The 17,712-nt window shown below is 61.1% G+C and carries 20 protein-coding genes and 1 pseudogene; 11 read left to right on the forward strand and 10 right to left on the reverse strand.

The window, feature by feature from the left end; translation table 11 throughout:
* Positions 1–68 precede the first annotated feature (68 nt).
* Entirely contained in the window at positions 69–923 is an 855-nt protein-coding gene (locus D109_RS0104975) for a LysR family transcriptional regulator (protein ID WP_017475943.1), read from the forward strand.
* A gap of 145 nt (positions 924–1,068) precedes the next feature.
* Here the strand turns inward: D109_RS0104975 and D109_RS0104980 are convergent, their stop codons facing one another.
* The 4 genes from D109_RS0104980 to D109_RS0104995 are packed head-to-tail and all read right to left on the reverse strand — an operon-like array spanning position 1,069 to position 3,622.
* On the reverse strand, positions 1,069–2,295 hold the full coding sequence (locus D109_RS0104980) for an RNA polymerase sigma factor (protein ID WP_017475944.1): 1,227 nt from the start codon (positions 2,293–2,295) through the stop codon (positions 1,069–1,071).
* On the reverse strand, positions 2,292–2,774 hold the full coding sequence (locus tag D109_RS0104985) for an SRPBCC family protein (RefSeq protein ID WP_017475945.1): 483 nt from the start codon (positions 2,772–2,774) through the stop codon (positions 2,292–2,294). The genes D109_RS0104980 and D109_RS0104985 overlap by 4 nt, the downstream gene beginning before the upstream one ends.
* A 29-nt stretch (positions 2,775–2,803) precedes the next feature.
* Positions 2,804–3,148: a YciI family protein gene (locus D109_RS0104990; protein WP_017475946.1), complete on the reverse strand. Its 345-nt coding sequence runs from the start codon at positions 3,146–3,148 to the stop codon at positions 2,804–2,806.
* A gap of 42 nt (positions 3,149–3,190) precedes the next feature.
* Positions 3,191–3,622 (reverse strand): nuclear transport factor 2 family protein, encoded by a 432-nt coding sequence (locus D109_RS0104995; protein ID WP_017475947.1) that lies wholly within the window; start codon positions 3,620–3,622, stop codon positions 3,191–3,193.
* A 146-nt stretch (positions 3,623–3,768) separates the two neighbouring features.
* Here D109_RS0104995 and D109_RS0105000 point away from each other — a divergent pair, with 146 nt between their 5' ends.
* A complete protein-coding gene (locus D109_RS0105000) occupies positions 3,769–4,254 on the forward strand; it encodes an N-acetyltransferase (RefSeq protein ID WP_017475948.1) in 486 nt (161 codons plus the stop codon).
* A 20-nt stretch (positions 4,255–4,274) separates the two neighbouring features.
* The gene (locus tag D109_RS0105005; protein WP_017475949.1) at positions 4,275–4,880 is read left to right on the forward strand and encodes a pyridoxamine 5'-phosphate oxidase family protein; all 606 of its coding nucleotides are present in this window, start codon (positions 4,275–4,277) and stop codon (positions 4,878–4,880) included.
* 46 nt (positions 4,881–4,926) lie between these two features.
* Here the strand turns inward: D109_RS0105005 and D109_RS0105010 are convergent, their stop codons facing one another.
* On the reverse strand, positions 4,927–5,412 hold the full coding sequence (locus D109_RS0105010) for a GyrI-like domain-containing protein (protein WP_017475950.1): 486 nt from the start codon (positions 5,410–5,412) through the stop codon (positions 4,927–4,929).
* A 196-nt stretch (positions 5,413–5,608) separates the two neighbouring features.
* On the opposite strand from D109_RS0105010, the gene alaC reads away from it, so the two are divergent.
* A complete protein-coding gene (gene alaC / locus D109_RS0105015; protein WP_017475951.1) occupies positions 5,609–6,826 on the forward strand; it encodes an alanine transaminase in 1,218 nt (405 codons plus the stop codon).
* 120 nt (positions 6,827–6,946) lie between these two features.
* Here the strand turns inward: alaC and D109_RS0105020 are convergent, their stop codons facing one another.
* Together D109_RS0105020 and D109_RS0105025 are read right to left on the reverse strand one after the other, a co-directional pair.
* Positions 6,947–8,302, reverse strand: a complete 1,356-nt coding sequence (locus tag D109_RS0105020; RefSeq protein WP_017475952.1) for a GntP family permease — start codon at positions 8,300–8,302, stop codon at positions 6,947–6,949.
* Between the two features lie 84 nt (positions 8,303–8,386).
* Positions 8,387–8,920, reverse strand: a complete 534-nt coding sequence (locus D109_RS0105025; protein ID WP_017475953.1) for a gluconokinase — start codon at positions 8,918–8,920, stop codon at positions 8,387–8,389.
* Positions 8,921–9,132: 212 nt separating this feature from the next.
* Here D109_RS0105025 and D109_RS0105030 point away from each other — a divergent pair, with 212 nt between their 5' ends.
* From D109_RS0105030 to D109_RS0105055, 6 genes are all read left to right on the forward strand, one after another.
* On the forward strand, positions 9,133–10,164 hold the full coding sequence (locus tag D109_RS0105030; protein ID WP_177325501.1) for a LacI family DNA-binding transcriptional regulator: 1,032 nt from the start codon (positions 9,133–9,135) through the stop codon (positions 10,162–10,164).
* A 342-nt stretch (positions 10,165–10,506) separates the two neighbouring features.
* The gene (locus D109_RS0105035; RefSeq protein ID WP_017475955.1) at positions 10,507–10,743 is read left to right on the forward strand and encodes a DUF6124 family protein; all 237 of its coding nucleotides are present in this window, start codon (positions 10,507–10,509) and stop codon (positions 10,741–10,743) included.
* Positions 10,744–10,941: 198 nt separating this feature from the next.
* Entirely contained in the window at positions 10,942–11,574 is a 633-nt protein-coding gene (locus tag D109_RS0105040) for a glutathione S-transferase family protein (protein WP_017475956.1), read from the forward strand.
* 16 nt (positions 11,575–11,590) lie between these two features.
* Positions 11,591–12,328, forward strand: coding sequence for an NAD(P)-dependent oxidoreductase (locus tag D109_RS0105045; protein WP_017475957.1), 738 nt, complete (start codon positions 11,591–11,593; stop codon positions 12,326–12,328).
* Positions 12,329–12,339: 11 nt separating this feature from the next.
* Positions 12,340–13,749, forward strand: coding sequence for an MFS transporter (locus D109_RS0105050; protein WP_017475958.1), 1,410 nt, complete (start codon positions 12,340–12,342; stop codon positions 13,747–13,749).
* A 135-nt stretch (positions 13,750–13,884) separates the two neighbouring features.
* Complete coding sequence (locus tag D109_RS0105055) at positions 13,885–14,397, forward strand: hypothetical protein (protein WP_017475959.1); 513 nt, start codon at positions 13,885–13,887, stop codon at positions 14,395–14,397.
* A gap of 138 nt (positions 14,398–14,535) precedes the next feature.
* Here the strand turns inward: D109_RS0105055 and D109_RS1000000135195 are convergent, their stop codons facing one another.
* The 3 genes and pseudogenes from D109_RS1000000135195 to D109_RS0105065 form a co-directional block, all read right to left on the reverse strand.
* Positions 14,536–15,108: a methyl-accepting chemotaxis protein gene (locus tag D109_RS1000000135195; protein WP_256219477.1), complete on the reverse strand. Its 573-nt coding sequence runs from the start codon at positions 15,106–15,108 to the stop codon at positions 14,536–14,538.
* Positions 15,109–15,126: 18 nt separating this feature from the next.
* Positions 15,127–15,855: pseudogene (locus D109_RS1000000135200) on the reverse strand (PAS domain-containing protein); the annotation flags it as partial.
* 167 nt (positions 15,856–16,022) lie between these two features.
* The gene (locus D109_RS0105065) at positions 16,023–16,892 is read right to left on the reverse strand and encodes a LysR family transcriptional regulator (protein ID WP_017475961.1); all 870 of its coding nucleotides are present in this window, start codon (positions 16,890–16,892) and stop codon (positions 16,023–16,025) included.
* Positions 16,893–16,990: 98 nt separating this feature from the next.
* Between D109_RS0105065 and gstA the strand changes: the two genes are divergently transcribed.
* On the forward strand, positions 16,991–17,593 hold the full coding sequence (gene gstA, locus D109_RS0105070) for a glutathione transferase GstA (RefSeq protein WP_017475962.1): 603 nt from the start codon (positions 16,991–16,993) through the stop codon (positions 17,591–17,593).
* Positions 17,594–17,712 lie beyond the last annotated feature (119 nt).

The following is a 17,712-nucleotide window of genomic DNA, read 5'->3' on the forward strand; positions in this document are numbered from 1 at the left end:
GATGGTTGCCATCATTACCCTTTTACTCGATACTTCATAACCAATAACCATCGATCAAGGCGATAGTCATGGCCTCCCATGAAGTGCTTCAAGCGTTTGTGCAGGCGGCAACCCAAGGTTCGTTTTCAGCAGCGGCGCGCAAACTGGGCAAGAGCCAGTCCACCGTCAGCGCGGCGGTGGCCAGCCTGGAGATTGACCTGGACGTGGTGCTGTTTGATCGCAGCAGCCGCAAGCCGACGCTGACCCCGGCCGGGCATGTGCTGTTGCAACGCGCCGAGCAGGTGCTGGAAGCCAGCAGCCGCCTGGAGTTGGCGGCCAGCCAGTTGTCCCAGGGGTTGGAGCCGAAGCTGAGTATCGCCATGTCCGATACCTACCAGTCGGACCGTTTCGAAACCGCCCTCAGCGCCTTCGAACAGCGCTACCCGGACCTGGAGCTGGAATGCCTGATCGCCGAATGCGAGGACTTGATCGCCCTGGTGCAGAGCGGCCGGGCGCAGATTGCGTTTATCGAGAAGCAGGAGGTTTATCCGCCGGACCTCACCAGTACCGCCGTGGAAGAACGCACGGAAATCGCGCTGTTTGTCGCCCCCAAACATCCGCTGGCGAGCCTTAAGGACATCGATCAGCACACCTTGGAGCAACACCGCGAACTGCGCCTGGCGAGCATCATCAACCCGAATGAAACCCGAGGCCTAGGGCGTGTGTGGTCGGCGCCCAGTTATCTGATGCTGATGGAAATGGCACAGTTGGGTTTCGGCTGGGCACCATTGCCACGCTGGCTGGTGGAGCGGTTTGGCGGAGGTCACCTGTGTGAAATCAAGGCCCGAAGCTGGCCGCGCTCGGTGGCGGTGGATGCGCTGTGGTCACGCCAGCATCCGCCCGGCCCGGCAGGCAGTTGGCTGCTGGGCAAGATGCTGGAGTAACGCCGAAACATAAATTCGGAACAATGAAGATCAAATGTGGGAGCGGGCTTGCTCGCGAATGCGGTGGATCAGTCACTGAAATGTTGACTGACACACCGCATTCGCGAGCAAGCCCGCTCCCACATTTGGATCTCCAGCGCCTGCACTATTTGAGTTCGGCCAGACGCCCCTCGATAAAGCGCTTTTCCGGTTCTTGCTGGGTCAATACCAGCGCCCGCTCAAACGCCCGCCGCGCGTCCTCCACTCGCCCTAATCGCCGACAAAACTCGCCCCGTGCCGAGTGCGCCAGGTGATAGTCCACCAACTCCCCCCGCGCCAGAATCCCGTCCACCAACTGCAACCCCGCCAACGCCCCATCGCGCATTGCAACGGCCACTGCGCGATTCAGCTCGATCACCGGCGACGGCACCAACCCGAGCAACACGTCGTACAGCCCGACAATCTGCGGCCAGTCGGTCTCGTCAGCGCTCGCCGCCTCGGCGTGTACCGCCGCAATCGCCGCCTGCAGGCTGTAGGGCCCGAAGCGGCGTGTGGTCAGGGACTTCTCCACCAAGGCGCACCCTTCAGCAATCAACGACGCATCCCACAGCGAACGATCCTGCTCATCCAGCAACACCAACTCACCGCCAGCCGAGGTGCGTGCCGGGCGCCGGGATTCGTGGAGCAACATCAGCGCCAGCAAGCCCATTACTTCCGGCTCCGGCAACAATTCCATCAGCAATCGGCCCAGGCGAATGGCTTCGCGTGTCAGGTCTTCACGGGTCAGGTCGGCGCCCATGGACGCTGAATAACCTTCGTTGAACACCAGGTAAATCACCCGCAGCACACTGTCCAGGCGCTCGGGCAACTCCGCCAGGGACGGCACTTGATAGGGGATTTTCGCTTCGCGGATCTTGCCCTTGGCCCGCACGATGCGCTGGGCGATGGTGGCCGGCGTGGCGAGAAACGCCCGGGCGATTTCCTCGGTGGTGAGGTCGCAGATCTCACGCAAGGTCAGCGCCGCCTGGGCATCTGCTGCCAGCGCCGGGTGGCAGCAGGTGAAGATCAAACGCAGGCGGTCGTCTTCCACGTCTTCAGCGCTCCAGTCGGCCTCTTCCAATTCATCAGCCTGAGCCAGCAACTGGTTCTGATGCGCGGCAAACCGGGCCTGGCGGCGCAAACGGTCGATGGCCTTGAAGCGCCCGGTGGAGACCAGCCAGGCCCGGGGATTGTCGGGCACACCGTCTTGCGCCCAACGCTCCACCGCGACGAAGAACGCCTCGTGCAAGGCTTCTTCAGCAAGGTCGAAATCGCCGAGCAAGCGAATCAGGGTCGCGAGGATGCGCCGCGATTCGCTGCGATAAACCGCTTCGACCCGGGCCTGCACCGTCAATCGCGCAGGCCTTCGGTCACCAGCGTCACCAGCCGGTCGAGGCTCTGGCCCCAGCCCTCGTGAAAGCCCATGGCTTCATGGGCCTGCTTGGTTTCGGCGCTCCAGTGCATGGCGCGGGCGGTGTAGAGGGTTTTGCCGTCGACGTCTTCAAAGGTGACTTCGGCGGTCATGAACGGCTGGCCCGAGGGGATCCAACCGGGGGTGAACGCATCGGTAAACACCAGCCGACTGGGCGCAGTGATTTCGAGGAATACGCCCTGGGTCGGGTATTCGCTGCCGTCGGGCGCGCGCATCAGCGTGCGAAATTGCCCACCGACCCACAGGTCCATTTCGCACTCGGGGGTGGTCATGCCGTGTGGGCCCCACCACTGCTGCAACAAGGCCGGCTCGGTCCAGGCACGGAATACGCGGCTGCGAGGTGCGTCGATCAAGCGACTGATGGACAGTTCAAATTCGGCGGGCTTGGGTTGATTGCTCATGGGAAACCTCCTGAGTTTTATTGTTGTGATCAGAGATTCAATTCACGCACGGGGCGCACTTCCACACTGCCGACCCGGGCGGCCGGAATGCCACCGGCCACCTGGATCGCTTCATTCAGGTCCTTGGCTTCGATCAGGTAGAACCCGGCGAGCTGCTCCTTGGTTTCGGCAAACGGTCCGTCGGTGATCGACAGCTTGCCGTTGCGCATGCGTACCGTGGTGGCGGTGGTTACCGACTCCAGCGGTTCGGCAGCGAGCATCCGCCCGCTGGCCTGCACGGACTGGCCATAGGCAAAACATTCCGGGTCCTTGGGACTGTCGGGCGACTCGTGCAGCACCTGCTCGTTGCTATAGATCAGGCAGAGGTATTTCATGGGATTCTCCGTTTTCGGACACTCAACTATAGTCCCCGGCGATCAGGGTTCCAGCGCGAACAAGGTGGTGCCGGTGTGCATGTCGAACGGCGCCGACCAGTGCTCATGCACCACCTGCCAGTGGCCGTTGATACGCTGGTAACCGGCGGTCACCCGCATCCAGCACGCCTTCACCACACCGTCCGGCCCGGCGCCGCCACAACGCGCCAGCCAGAAGGCAAACGCACTCTCGGCGGCCGGCACAATGTGCAACTCATGAAACTCGAAAATACCCGGACCGGGGCAGACCTTCATGCACGCCTCCCAATGGGCGCGATAGGCGGCCTTGCCCTTGAATTGCAGGGCGCCTACGGCGTCGAACGAGACGATATCGTCGGCGTAGAAGCTGACAATACGCTCGATATCCTTGGCCATCACGGCTTGCTGCCATTGTTCGATCAAACGGCTGATATCGGTTTTAACCTGGGCATTCATGGCGATACTCCTCTTGGGAAAAATCACTGAAGACACCCTTAGTCGACTGGGATATCGGCCAATCGACAGTCCCGCAAAAAATAATTGCGATGACCGCAAACCCGCTAGAATCCGCGCTTCTTTGTAGGATTTCGGATGCTACGCCGATGGAAACTCGCCTCGTCGCCTATCAGACGTTGACTGCCCTGCAACAACAGCAACTCAACGCCCTTGAAGTGCATCCCGAGCAACTGGCGTTTTCCGGCGATATCTACTGTGCGCTGAACACCCTGCTGGTCAATCCGAATCCCGGCATCGCAGGCTTTGCGCTACTGGCCGACGACCTCCCCGTCGCCTTCCTGCTGCTCAAACGCCCGCCCTGCCTGCCCCATTGGGCGGATGAACACAGCGCCACGCTGCATGCGTTGCAAGTCGATCGCCATCAGCAAGGCCTGGGGTTTGGCAAAGCCTGCCTGCAAGCCCTCCCCGCCGCCGCGCGCCTGGTTTGGCCGCAGATCAAAGCGCTGGAGCTGTCGGTGGACACGGATAATGTGGCCGCGATGGGGCTGTATTTGCAGCAGGGCTGGGTGGACAGCGGGGAGGCGTATAAGGGGCGGATTGGGTATGAGCGCCGGTTGGCGTGGGTGTTTTAAACAATAAGGAGCTGGTGAAGATGCTAACAACCCTGGAACAACTCGAATCCCTCTACGGCCTCCCCCACGAACGGGCCGTGCGCAAGGAAATCCCGTTTCTCAACGAGGATTACCAGGCCATGGTCCGCGCTTCACCCTTGGTGGTGGTGAGTTCATCCGGCCCGGACGGCATCGACGGCTCACCCCGTGGCGATGTGCCGGGGTTTGTGCGAATCATCGACGAGCGCACGCTGGCGATTCCGGATCGGCCAGGGAATAACCGCCTCGACACCCTGCGCAATCTGGTGGTGGACCCGCGTATAGCGTTGCTGTTCATCATTCCGGGCATTGGCGAGACGCTGCGGGTCAATGGCCGGGCGCAGATTTCCATCGAGCCCGAGTTGCTGGAGAGCTTTGCGGTGAATGGCAAAGCGGCCCGCTCGGTGATTCTGGTGCAGGTGGAGGCGGCGTATTTCCATTGCTCCAAAGCCTTTGTGCGTTCCGATTGCTGGAACCCGGAAAAGCATCTGGATCGCTCGGCTCTGCCCAGCGCCGGGGCCTTTCACAAGCGCTTGAATGACGGGGCATTCGACGCCGAAGCCTATGACCGCGACATGCCGGAGCGGGTCAAGGCCACGTTGTATTGAGAGGCGGTGGCAGGAGCGAACAGGCTCGCTCCTGCCAGTGGCGCGATCAGGCGGATGCGGCGTTGATCGGGATCCAGATTTCCACGGAGCCCGTGCCTTTACCCACATCGAAGTCGGCGCTGTAGCGCTCAAAATCGGCCCCGACCACCTTGTACCCGGAGGCCGGCAGCCACTCGAACATGATGCGTTCATAGGTCTGCGCCAGCGCCTGCACCGGGCCAAAATGCGGGAACACGGCATAGCGGTGGGCCGGGATTTCAATCGACTGGAAGTTGCTCGGTAGATCGCCCTTGGCCGGCACTTCAACGCCGGCCAGGTAGTCGAATTCATCGTGTTTGGCGTTGTAGCACACGCCGTAGGTCACGCCGCCGACGCGCTTTTTGATCTCTTTGAAGCAGCTGTCGAACAACTCCCACAACTTGGGAATATCGCCAATCGTGGCTTTCGAATAACGCCCTTGCACACCCGCGATCACCAGGGCCTTGCCCTCTTCCATGCGCGGCTGTAACGGCAGTTTTGTCTGTTGATCCATCTGAACAGTCTCCTTCTTATGAGGGAACAAACCCGCGTCGAGTATAGGGGCATATCCCCGTCGCACTCCAAGCAGAAATTTTTCCCACAGCATCTGGACAATTGGCCATCATCGACCGTATTGTCTGCCCCGCAGGCCACCGCAGTGGCCGACGTCGCTCGGACGGTTCCGGGCGCTTACGTATTTCGAGGCAACAATGGCCGAACCCAGTTCGCCGCGCCGCTTTGCGCGCATAGATCGACTCCCCCCTTACGTGTTCAATATCACTGCCGAGCTGAAGATGGCTGCGCGTCGGCGCGGCGAAGACATCATCGACTTGAGCATGGGTAACCCTGACGGCGCCACGCCACCGCACATCGTGGAAAAAATGGTCACCGTCGCCCAGCGTGAAGACACCCACGGTTACTCCACCTCCAAAGGCATTCCGCGGCTGCGCCGGGCGATTTCGCGCTGGTACAAAGACCGCTATGAAGTGGACATCGACCCGGAAACCGAAGCCATCGTGACCATCGGTTCCAAGGAAGGCCTGGCGCATTTGATGCTGGCCACCCTGGACCAGGGCGACACGGTGCTGGTGCCAAACCCCAGCTACCCGATTCACATCTACGGTGCCGTGATTGCCGGCGCCCAGGTGCGTTCGGTGCCGCTGATTCCAGGCGTGGATTTCTTCGCAGAACTGGAACGCGCCATTCGTGGCTCGATTCCCAAGCCGAAGATGATGATCCTCGGCTTCCCGTCCAACCCCACCGCGCAGTGCGTGGAGCTGGACTTCTTCGAACGGGTGATCGCCCTGGCCAAGCAGTACGACGTGCTGGTGGTGCATGACCTGGCCTACGCCGACATCGTCTACGACGGCTGGAAAGCCCCCTCGATCATGCAAGTGCCGGGCGCCAAGGACATCGCGGTGGAGTTTTTCACCCTGTCCAAGAGCTACAACATGGCCGGCTGGCGCATTGGTTTCATGGTGGGCAACCCGGAACTGGTCAACGCCCTGGCGCGGATCAAGAGTTACCACGACTACGGCACCTTCACCCCGCTGCAAGTGGCGGCGATTGCGGCGCTGGAAGGCGATCAGCAGTGCGTGAAAGACATTGCCGAGCAGTACCGCCAGCGTCGCAACGTGCTGGTGAAAGGTCTGCATGAGCTGGGCTGGATGGTCGAGAACCCGAAGGCGTCGATGTACGTCTGGGCGAAGATCCCCGAGGCATACGCCGCGATGGGGTCGCTGGAGTTTGCCAAGAAGCTGCTGCTTGAGGCGAAGGTGTGTGTGTCGCCGGGGATTGGTTTTGGTGAGTATGGCGACGATCACGTGCGCTTTGCGCTGATCGAAAACCAGGACCGGATTCGCCAGGCGGTGCGGGGCATCCGGGCGATGTTCCGGGCGGATGGGCTGGTCAAGAAAGCTGACGCCTGACCCGATGATCGTTCCCACGCTCTGCGTGGGAATGCCGCCTTGGACGCTCTGCGTCCGCTTGTGACGCGGAGCGTCACAGGATGCGTTCCCACGCGGAGCGTGGGAACGATCACTTACCGCCTAGACCACCAGCGACAGCAACATGATGAAGCCCAACGCCACCACCGACAGGATGGTCTCCATCGCCGTCCAGGTCTTGAACGTCTCGGCCACGGTCATATTGAAGTACTGCTTCACCAGCCAGAACCCCGCATCGTTGACGTGAGACAACACCAGCGAGCCCGCCCCCGTCGCCAACACCAGTAACTCGCGGTTCACCCCCGGAATCATCCCCACCACCGGCACCACAATGCCGGCACCGGTAATGGTCGCCACCGTCGCAGAGCCCGTGGCCACACGAATCACCGCCGCCACCAGCCAGGCCAGCAGGATCGGGTTGATCTGCGCGGTCACCGCCATCTGGCCGATTACATCACCCACGCCGCTGGTCACCAGCATCTGCTTGAAGCCACCACCGGCACCGATGATCAGGATGATCGCGGCAGTGGGCGCAAGGCTCGCGTCGAGCAGCTTGAGGATTTGCTTGGAACCGATGCCCTGGCGATGGCCAAAGGTGTACAGCGACAGCAGCAAGGCCAGCAGTAACGCGGTGATCGGGTGACCGATCATGTCCATCCAGTTGCGGATCACATGGCCGTCCGGCAGGGCGACGTCGGCGAAGGTTTTCAGCAGCATCAGGAACACCGGCAGCAGCACGGTGATCAGGGTGATGCTGAAGCTCGGCAGGGTCTTGGATTCCGGTTGCTCACTGGCCAGTTGGTCCACCAGTTCCTGGGACGGGTTGCCCGGGATGTACTTGGCGATAAACGAACCGTAGAGCGGGCCGGCGATGATGGCCGTAGGCAGCGCGACAATCAGGCCGTAGAGAATGGTCTTGCCGATGTCAGCCCCAAACACGCCAATTGCCAGCAACGGGCCCGGGTGCGGAGGCACCAGGCCGTGCACTGCCGACAGGCCAGCCAGCAGCGGGATGCCGATCTTAATCAGCGACACGCCCGTACGGCGCGCAACGATAAACACCAGCGGGATCAGCAATACAAAACCGATCTCGAAGAACAGCGGAATGCCCACCAGAAACGCGGCGAACATCATTGCCCACTGCACCTTCTCCTTGCCGAAGGCCCGCACCAGGGTTTGCGCGATCTGATCGGCACCGCCGGAATCGGCCATCATCTTGCCGAGCATCGTACCCAGCGCGAGGATAATCCCGACAAAGCCGAGCACCCCGCCGAAGCCGTCCTGGAAGGCCTTGATGATCTTGTCCACGGGCATGCCCGAGGTCAGGCCGAGAAAGCCTGCGGCGATGATCAACGCAATGAACGGGTGGACTTTGAACCGGGTGATCAACACGATCAGGCCGATGATGGTCACCACTGCATCGAGCAGCAGATAGGTATCGTGGGACAAGCCAAACATGGGGGTCTCTCCTGTTTGTTGTTGTTATTAAAGCCGGTAAAAAATTCAGTGCAGGCGGACAGCGCTATCTTGTCCGGCAAAAAATTATTTGTTTGGTTCAAAGCCGTGTTTCAGCCACCAGGCATTGGTTTGCTCAGCGAGTTCTTCAACGCTGTCTTCACTGGCGTTCAGCGCCAGGGTCAACGGCTCGCCCACCGGGGATTCAAGGGTGGCGAACTGGCTGTCTATGAGGCTGGCCGGCATGAAATGGCCGGGGCGATGGGACACGCGGTCGGCGGCGACTTCGCGGGTCAGCTCCAGAAACACAAACCCCAGGCCCGGCGCGGCTTCACGCAGGTGGTCGCGGTATTTCTTTTTCAGGGCCGAACAGGTGAGCACGGGGTGCTCGCCGGCTTTGAGCGAGCGGCGCAGTTCATCGCACAGGATGTCGAGCCAGCCGGCGCGGTCTTCGTCGTTAAGGGGATGGCCGGCGCTCATCTTCTCGATGTTCGCGGCGGGGTGAAAGCTGTCGCCTTCGATGGCGGTGGCGCCGTTCAGCAGGCACAGGGCCTCGCTGACGCTGGACTTGCCACAGCCGGAAACACCCATGATCACGAGGGCAGTAACAGGTTGACTCATGAAACACCTCAAGACGCAGATAGCGCTACCTTTGCACGCTGTAAGGCTAGTGCAAAAACAGGCTTTTCCCGCGCCGTCTTGTCATTTTTATGGAGTGACGCGTGCATCTGCTCCAAAGGTTTGAACGGGAACAGGCATCCCGACGTTCAAGAATTTGCAGGGTCTTGGAGACAGCGCTACCTTAGTGCCTCGATTTTTGTTTGGCAAGCCGCCTGATGACTCCCAAGAACGATAAAAATACCCGCACCACGGGCCGCCCTACCCTCAATGAAGTGGCCCGCCTGGCTGGCGTCAGCCCGATTACCGCCTCCCGGGCCTTGCGCGGCATCAGCACCGTGGCCACCGAGCTGGTGGAAAAAGTGCAAAAAGCCGCTGCCGAACTGAGTTACGTGGTCAACCCGGCCGCCCGTGCCCTGGCGTCGGCCCAAAGCCAATCGGTGGTGGTGTTGGTGCCGTCGCTGTCCAACCTGCTGTTTATCGAAACCCTCGAAGCCATCCACCAGGTGCTGCGGCCCAAGGGCTTTGAAGTGCTGATCGGCAACACCCACTATTCCCGCGACGAAGAAGAAGACCTGCTGCGCAACTACATGGCCTACCAGCCACGGGGCTTGCTGCTGACCGGGTTTGACCGTACGGAGAGTGCCCGGCGCATGGTGGAGTCGAGCAACGTGCCGTGTGTATACATGATGGATTTGGACCCGAATGCCGGCCTCAACTGTGTAGGCTTCTCGCAGATGAACGCCGGGGAAACGGCGGCCGCGCATCTGATCTCACGGGGTCGCAAGCGCTTGGCCTACATCGGCGCGCAACTGGACCAGCGCACGTTGTTGCGCGGTGAGGGTTTTCGGCGCGCTCTGCAACAGGCGGGGTTGTATGACCCGGCGCTGGAAGTGCTGACGCCACGTCCGTCGTCGGTGGGCCTGGGTGGCGAGTTGTTCCTGCAGTTGCTGGCCAGCCATCCGGATGTGGACGCGATCTTCTTTGGCAACGACGATCTGGCTCAGGGCGCGTTGCTGGAGGCGTTGCGCCATGGCATCAAGGTGCCGCAGCAGATCTCGGTGCTGGGCTTCAACGACCTGCCCTCGTCCTCGTTCATGGTGCCGCGGTTGAGCAGCATCAGTACGCCACGGGAAGCCATTGGCCGACGCGCCGCTGAACATCTGCTGACGGTGATGGCCGGCAACAAGATCGCCCGGCCAGTGGTGGACATGGGGTTTGAGTTGAAGGTGCGCGAGAGTACCTAGGCGGTAGCTGTAGGAAGTGACTGGTGTTGATGCCGGCGCCTTGCTCCGTTGCCTACAGGTACGTCAGAATCCGCCGGCTTGTGCGCCTGGGTAGGGCTCTCTAAGGTTGCCCGGTCGCTGAATTTCTCAGTGATCGGGTTTAGTAGCCCGAGCAGCCCCATACAAATGTGCATGAGCTTCATCTGTCGGACTTACCTGTCTGTGCTTGATGGTGGCTGTGCGCAGGGCGCCCTCGTGGCGCGCCGGGTTTTTGTGTGGGTCTACCGGTCTACTAACCTGCGTGCAGCCGCCACCCTTTCGTTTAGTAGCGATCAGGTGGTGGCCCAGTTAGAGATCCTACCTATGTTCAAAGCAACTCCAAATCCTCCCGCCTTATTCACCGTCAGCCCCGACGCCAACAGCGAAAGCCTGATCGCCAACAGCTACGAGACGTTTTCCTCGGTCAGCACGTTATTGCTCGACCTGTCTGATGAACTCACCGGCAAAGACCGCGACACGGCATTGGCGATTCACCAACTGAGCGAGTTGGGCGTATTGCTGATGGGCAAGCTGATGGACCAGGAATCACCACTTATCTAACAGACCGCACGCGGTCAAACTGTGGGAGCGGGCTTGCTCGCGAATGCGGTGTGTCAGCGGACCGTTCCATCACTGATACACCGCATTCGCGAGCAAGCCCGCTCCCACATTTTTGATCCTGCCCACTTAACACCTCGCCGTGCCTTCTGGCCCCTGCTAAATTGCCCCCTGCCTTCTCACCCTCGTCAGGAAAGCACCATGGGCCATTCGCTGAAAATCCTGGGTCGCACTTCTTCCATCAACGTGCGAAAAGTCCTGTGGACCTGCCAGGAACTGGATATCCCCTACGACCGCGAAGACTGGGGTATCGGTTTCACGCCCACCCAGTCCCCTGAATTCCTGGCACTGAACCCCAACGCCCAAGTCCCGGTACTCGTGGAGGATAACGGCGTGCTGTGGGAATCCAACACCATCTGCCGCTACCTCGTGAGCCTGCACCAACGCCACGATCTGTTGCCCGTCGAGCCGGCGGCCCGTGCCAGGGTCGAGCAATGGATGGACTGGCAAGCCACCGAACTCAACCCGTCGTGGGGCTACGCCTTCCACGCCCTGGTGCGCAAGAACCCGGACTACCAAGACCCGCAACGCATCAAAGCCGGGGTAAAAAGCTGGAACGACAAGATGGGCCTACTGGAACAGCAACTGATCAAAACCGAAGCCTATGTGGCCGGTAACGATTTCACCCTGGCCGACATCCTCATCGGCCTGTCGGTACACCGCTGGCGGATGACGCCCATGGAGCGTCCGTCCTACCCGGCCGTCAGCGCCTACTACGAAACCCTCAGCCAGCGCCCCGGCTTCAAGACCTTCGCCCTCGACGGTCATAACTAAAAACAAGGACCACACAATGAACGGACTCAACGTACTACTCACCGGTGCCTGCGGCCGCATTGGCAAGACGTTTTTCGAAGCCTCGAAAGACCGCTACCGCTTCACCCTCACCGACCGCATCGAGCCGGATTTCGCCCTCGGCGAACACCGTTTCATCCACGCCAACCTGAGCGACAAAACCGCTCTCGCCGCCCTGCTCGATGGGATTGACGTGATCGTGCACCTGTCGGGCATCCCCCACGCCAGCGCCACCTTCGACGAGTTGCTGCCCAACAACATCCTGGCCACCACCTACCTGTTCGAAGCCGCCGTGGCCGCAGGTGTGAAACGCCTGGTGTTCGCCAGCAGCGCCCAGACCATCGAAGGCTACCCGGTCGACCGGCAAATCACCCCCGGCATGCAGGTGATGCCCGCCAACCTGTACGGCGTGAGCAAATGCTACGGCGAAGCCCTCTGCGGTTTTTACGCGGCCAAAACCCCGCTTTCCACCATCGCGCTGCGCATAGGTGCGTTTGAATTCCCCGAAACCCACGAGCTGAACAACGCCCGCGACCTCAGCGCCTGGCTCAGCCCCCGCGACGCCGTACAACTGCTGCAACGCTCGGTGGAAACCATCGGGGTGAAACACCTGATCGCCCACGGCATTTCCAATAACCGCTTCAAACGCCTGGACCTCAGCGAAACAACCCGTGTGCTGGGTTACCAACCGGTGGATGATGCGTTCCAGGAATTCGAGATCCCGATCACTTACTGAGTCTTCTGCCCATGTCTTCACCCTCCCCTGCAGACGGCATCGACCCGATCCGCGCCGCGCATATCAGTGCGCGCATCGATCGGTTGCCCGCCGTCGCCACCGTTTGGCGCCTGGTGGCGCTGCTGTCGATTGGCGGTTTTTTCGAGCTGTATGACCTGTTCCAGACCGCCTACATCAGCCCCGGCCTGATCAGTGACGGGATTTTCCATACCGGCAGCCAGGGCGTGTTCGGCTTTTCCGATCAGGCGGCCTTTGCCTCGGCGACCTTCCTCGGCCTGTTCCTCGGCGCCAGCCTGCTCAGCCCGATTGCCGACCGCTACGGGCGCCGGGCGATCTTCACCTTTGCGTTGATCTGGTACACCGTTGCCACCGTGTTGATGGGCATCCAGACCTCCGCCCTGGGCATCATCTGCATGCGCTTTTTGGTGGGCATTGGTTTGGGGATCGAGCTGGTCACTATCGACGCCTACCTCTCGGAGCTGGTGCCCAAGCGCATGCGCAGTTCGGCGTTTGCCTTCGCGTTTTTCATCCAGTTCCTGTCGGTGCCGGCGGTGGCCTTGATGTCGTGGTGGCTGGTGCCCCAGGCGCCGTTCGGGATGTCCGGCTGGCGCTGGGTGGTGGTGAGCAGTGCGGTGTTTGCGCTGTTTATCTGGCAACTGCGCAAGCGCCTGCCGGAGTCACCGCGCTGGCTCGCGCAAAAAGGCCGCTTCGACGAGGCCGGGCAGATCATGGACAGCCTCGAAGCGCGCTGCCAGAAAGACCACGGCAAGCCACTCGATGAGCCGGAACCGCAAGCCGTGAGCGTGCAGGGCCAAGGGCGATTTGCCGATATCTGGCAACCGCCGTACCGGCGCCGGGCGTTGATGCTGATTGTGTTTCATGTGTTCCAGGCCATCGGCTTTTTTGGTTTCGGCAACTGGCTGCCGGCGCTGCTCTCGGGCCAGGGCGTGAGCGTCACTCACAGCTTGGGTTATGCCTTCATCATCACCCTCGCCTACCCGCTGGGGCCGCTGCTGTTTGTGAAGGTGGCGAACCGTTTTGAAAACAAATGGCAGATTGTCGGCTCGGCCCTGGGGGCGGTGATCTTTGGCAGTTTGTTCGCGCTGCAAACCACCGCCGTGGGGCTGGTGATCTGCGGGGTGATGATCACCTTCTGCAACGCCTGGCTGAGCTTCAGTTATCACTCCTACCAGAGCGAACTGTTCCCCACCAATATCCGCGCCCGGGCGGTGGGGTTCTGCTATTCGTTCAGCCGGTTGTCCACGGTGTTCAGCAGCTTGTTGATCGGCGTGATTCTCGAACACCTCGGCACGCCGGGCGTGTTGGCGTTTATCGCCAGCAGCATGTTGATCGTGATGATCACCATCAGCTGGTTCGGCCCGCGCACCCGCAACCTGGCGCTGGAGAACATTGCCCACTAGCGGCAAACCCTGGCCGTCGGCACGCCAAGGCTTGCCGACGGTGGCGGCCAAAAGCCCCGTAAACACGGGGCCACACCATTGGGCACGCTAATTGCTCCTCCTGTGGCACCGCCCACATCCACAGGTGTCCTGATCATGCTGATCAACAACAATCCCCAGGCTCAGTCGACGATCCAACGCATCAAGCGCGCAGACATGGACCCGGCCAACGCTGCCGCCAGCGCGCTGTACAGCGGTGCTGCGCAAAACGCGCAGGGTGCCGGTGCCGCCGGCGTGTCCACCACCCAGGCCGCCGCCGATGCCAAGGCTGACAACATCGATGCGGCCTTTGCCAAGACCCGCGTGCAGTTGCAGGCCACCACCGCGACCACGTCGAGCACTGATGTGCCCAAGACCGACTCCACCACATCGGCCCGCAGTGACTTCACCGACTACATGAAGAAAAGCCCGGCCGAGCGCATCCGCGAGCAACTGCTCAAGGAACAGGGTTTGACCGAAGAAGATGTGAAAAACCTGCCACAGGAAAAGCAGGACGCCATTTCCAAGGAAGTGGCCGCACGCCTGAAGGACCAGCAGGCGCAGCAGGTAGCGGCGAAAACCGCTGACCCGCAGGCGCAGACGGTGAAAGAGACCCTGGCTGCGATCTAAGCCACGCGCAATGATCGTTCCCACGCTCCGCGTGGGAATGCAGCCCAAGACGCTCTGCGTCCGCTCTTGAAGTCGTGACGCAGAGCGTCACCGAATGCATTCCCACGCTGAGCGTGGGAACGATCTGTTAACGGTGTGTTACTGCAACTGCAGTGTCGAGTTGAACTGACTGATCGCATCCACCACATGCCGTGACCCTTCCTGAATCTCCAGGATCACCTGCCCCGCCTCATTCGCCAGCTCCACCCCAAGCCCCGTGCGGCTCAAGCTCGACTGCATGCTCGACACCGCGCTGATCGACAGGTCGTGGTTCTTGCGCACCACGTCCACAATCTCGATCGTCGCCTGGCTGGTTCGCGCCGCAAGGCTGCGCACCTCATCCGCCACCACCGCAAACCCGCGCCCATGTTCACCCGCCCGGGCCGCTTCGATCGCGGCATTGAGCGCCAGCAGGTTGGTCTGGTCAGCAATGCCGCGGATGGTCTGGACGATACTGCCGATAATGTCCGACTGCTTGCTCACCGCATCGATGCTCACGGCGGCCTCATTCAGGTCTCGGGAAATTTCTTCGATGATCTGCACGGTCTGCTGCACCACTTCCGACCCCTTGCGGGCGCAGGCGTCGTTCTGCACCGAGGTGGCGTGGGCCGAGTCGGCGGCGGTGCGCAAGGTGGTGACCTGCTCGGTGATGTCACTGGCGAACTTCACCACTTTGTACAGGCGCCCGCTGGCATCGAAGATCGGGTTGTAGGAGGCTTCCAGGAACAGCGTTTGGCCGAATTTGTCTTTGCGCTCAAACCGATGGGAGTGATATTCGCCGCGATTGAGCGAAGCCCAGAATGCCTTGTAGGCCGGCGAATCGGTCTCACCGCGATGACAAAACATACTGTGGTGCTGGCCCACGATTTCACCGAGGGAATACTTCACTGTCTTCAGGAAGTTGTCGTTGGCATTCAGAATCTGGCCTTGCGGAGTGAATTCAATCACCGCCATGGAGCGGCCGATGGCGTCGATCAGGCTCTGGTTCTCATGCTCGCGGTGAATCCGCGCCGAGATGTCCGAGGCCACCTTGATCACGCTCTGCACCTGGTTGTCGGAATCGACCACCGGCATGTAGCTGGCTTCCAGCCACACCTCCTGGCCATGTTTATTCAGCCGCATGAAGGTGCCGCTGAGGGGCTCGCCCCGCGCCAGGTCGCGCCAGAGCTTGGCGTAGGCGTCGGTATGGGTGTAGGCCTCTTCGCAGAAAATCCGGTGATGCTTGCCGCGAATCTCTTCGGCACTGTAGCCCATGGTCTTGCAGAAATTTTCATTGGCATCCAGCACGATGCCGTTGCGATCAAACTCGATCATTGCCATGGAACGGCTGATGGCGGCCAATTTGGCCTTGGCTTCGGTAAGGGCACAGGAGAAACGTTCGATTTCCAGCAGGTCGGATTTGTGTTGGCGGTTGAACATGACAGATCACCCTTTATTTTACCGACGCCCACGCGGGCGGATTCCATTCACGGTTTGAATCTTGATCTCAGACCTTTATGGGGAAAACCATCCGAAACGCTTTATATGCCATGCGTCATCAACGGTTCTGAGTGAGCATAGACAGGCGTTGGCGCTATGCAAGGCCACTAGTCAGCCAGCATTTGCAGCAAGGCAGTAACCGCTGCGGAGGGCGGTTGATGGCGCGAAGTCACCAACGCAAACTCGCGGTGCACCGGCTCCGTCAGCGGCATCACGCGCAAGCCATTGCGTTGGGCAGGCAGGGTCATCTCGGGTACCAGGGTGACACCGACACCTTCGCGCACCAGGCTGAAGGCGCTATTCCACTCCCGCACTTCCACCCGCACCTCGCGCAATATCAGACCGGCTTCCTGCGCCAGGCTGCGGGCGTTGACGGTGCAGCCGCCGGTGGCAAGCACGAACGGTTGCTCCACCAGCTCCTCCAGCGTCACCGTTGCCTGTGGCGGGCGCCGGGAAAACACGTGCGCCATCGGCAACACGGCCACCCAGTTGTCGCGCCCCAGCACCGCAGCATTGCGCTCGGATGGCGGGTTGAGCACCACCCCCAGGTCGATCAGATTGGCGTCGAGCAAGGTGTTCACTTCATCGTCCGTGACTTCCAGGGCCGTGACCTCGATGCCCGGGTAAAGCTGGTTGAACCGCCGCAGCAGCGGCGGCAGGAACACCGCCAGCACCATGGGGAAACTCGCGATGCGAACCGTCCCACGCAGCATGGGCCGCGCTTCGTCCACGGTGGTGCGAATCGCCTGCAAGGCCCCGAGCATCACCCGCGCCTGCTCGATCACCTGCAGGCCCAGGGCGGTAGGCACGGTCTGGCGCGCCTCACGCACAAACAATTGCGCACCGAGGTTGGCCTCCATGGCCGCCATCGCCTGGCTGGCGGCGGACTGAGTCATGCCCACCCGTTCGGAGGCTGCGGTGATACTGCCGTTGTCCGCCACGGCCACCAGCAGGCGCCAGTGCATCAGGTTCATCATGGCAGTAGCTGTCCTTATGGCAGGATTCTGAAAGATTAATTTTACGCAAGGTGCCATGCCCACGAGACTGAAGGCAACTGTCCTGCGGAGTTGCCCCGATGAAGCTGTATTTTTCCCCGAATGCCTGTTCGCTCGCCTCCCATATCGTGCTGCGGGAATTGGCCCTGCCGTTTGAATTGATTCGCATCGACAACCAGAAAAAGCTCACCGCTGACGGTGATGATTTCCTGCAGATCAACCCCAAGGGCTACGTGGCCGCACTGCAACTGGACAACGGCGAGGTGCTGACCGAAGGCGCCGCCATCCTGCAATACCTGGCCGACCGGATACCTGCGGCGGGCCTGGCACCAGCCAATGGCAGTTGGGAGCGGGTGCGTTTGCAGGAGTGGCTGAACTTTGTCTCCAGCGAGATTCATGGCGGGCTGGGGGTGCTGTTCAAGGACGCGATTCCGGATGAGGTGAAGGCGCTGTTCAAGGCCACGCTGTTCAAGCGGTTGGCGATTCTGGTGCAGACCCTGGAGCGTCAGGACTACCTGCTGGGCGCGCAGTATTCAGTGGCGGATGCGTACCTGTTTGTGGTGCTGCGCTGGGCTGGGCTCTTTGATATCGATTTGCAGCAATGGCCGGCGTTGGCGAAGTTCCAGCAGCGGGTGGGCGAGCGGCCGGCGGTGATTGCTGCGTTGGCCGCTGAAAACTCATGACCTGAAAAGCGATCAACATGTGGGAGCGGGCTTGCTGTGGCGAGGGAGCTTGCTCCCGCTGGGCTGCGCAGCGGCCCCAAAAAAAGCGGGAGCGCTGCGCACTCCAGCGGGAGCAAGCT

The organism is Pseudomonas sp. PAMC 26793 (genome assembly GCF_000313235.1).
In the GTDB taxonomy this organism is placed as follows: domain Bacteria; phylum Pseudomonadota; class Gammaproteobacteria; order Pseudomonadales; family Pseudomonadaceae; genus Aquipseudomonas; species Aquipseudomonas yamanorum.

Coding starts and splice junctions, on each gene's coding strand:
- D109_RS0104975 (WP_017475943.1), top strand. CDS start 69: ATGGCCTCCCATGAAGTGCTTCAAGCGTTTGTGCAGGCGGCAACCCAA.
- D109_RS0104985 (WP_017475945.1), bottom strand. CDS start 2,774: ATGAGCAATCAACCCAAGCCCGCCGAATTTGAACTGTCCATCAGTCGC.
- D109_RS0104990 (WP_017475946.1), bottom strand. CDS start 3,148: ATGAAATACCTCTGCCTGATCTATAGCAACGAGCAGGTGCTGCACGAG.
- D109_RS0104995 (WP_017475947.1), bottom strand. CDS start 3,622: ATGAATGCCCAGGTTAAAACCGATATCAGCCGTTTGATCGAACAATGG.
- D109_RS0105000 (WP_017475948.1), top strand. CDS start 3,769: ATGGAAACTCGCCTCGTCGCCTATCAGACGTTGACTGCCCTGCAACAA.
- D109_RS0105005 (WP_017475949.1), top strand. CDS start 4,275: ATGCTAACAACCCTGGAACAACTCGAATCCCTCTACGGCCTCCCCCAC.
- D109_RS0105010 (WP_017475950.1), bottom strand. CDS start 5,412: ATGGATCAACAGACAAAACTGCCGTTACAGCCGCGCATGGAAGAGGGC.
- alaC (WP_017475951.1), top strand. CDS start 5,609: ATGGCCGAACCCAGTTCGCCGCGCCGCTTTGCGCGCATAGATCGACTC.
- D109_RS0105020 (WP_017475952.1), bottom strand. CDS start 8,302: ATGTTTGGCTTGTCCCACGATACCTATCTGCTGCTCGATGCAGTGGTG.
- D109_RS0105025 (WP_017475953.1), bottom strand. CDS start 8,920: ATGAGTCAACCTGTTACTGCCCTCGTGATCATGGGTGTTTCCGGCTGT.
- D109_RS0105035 (WP_017475955.1), top strand. CDS start 10,507: ATGTTCAAAGCAACTCCAAATCCTCCCGCCTTATTCACCGTCAGCCCC.
- D109_RS0105040 (WP_017475956.1), top strand. CDS start 10,942: ATGGGCCATTCGCTGAAAATCCTGGGTCGCACTTCTTCCATCAACGTG.
- D109_RS0105045 (WP_017475957.1), top strand. CDS start 11,591: ATGAACGGACTCAACGTACTACTCACCGGTGCCTGCGGCCGCATTGGC.
- D109_RS0105050 (WP_017475958.1), top strand. CDS start 12,340: ATGTCTTCACCCTCCCCTGCAGACGGCATCGACCCGATCCGCGCCGCG.
- D109_RS0105055 (WP_017475959.1), top strand. CDS start 13,885: ATGCTGATCAACAACAATCCCCAGGCTCAGTCGACGATCCAACGCATC.
- D109_RS0105065 (WP_017475961.1), bottom strand. CDS start 16,892: ATGATGAACCTGATGCACTGGCGCCTGCTGGTGGCCGTGGCGGACAAC.
- gstA (WP_017475962.1), top strand. CDS start 16,991: ATGAAGCTGTATTTTTCCCCGAATGCCTGTTCGCTCGCCTCCCATATC.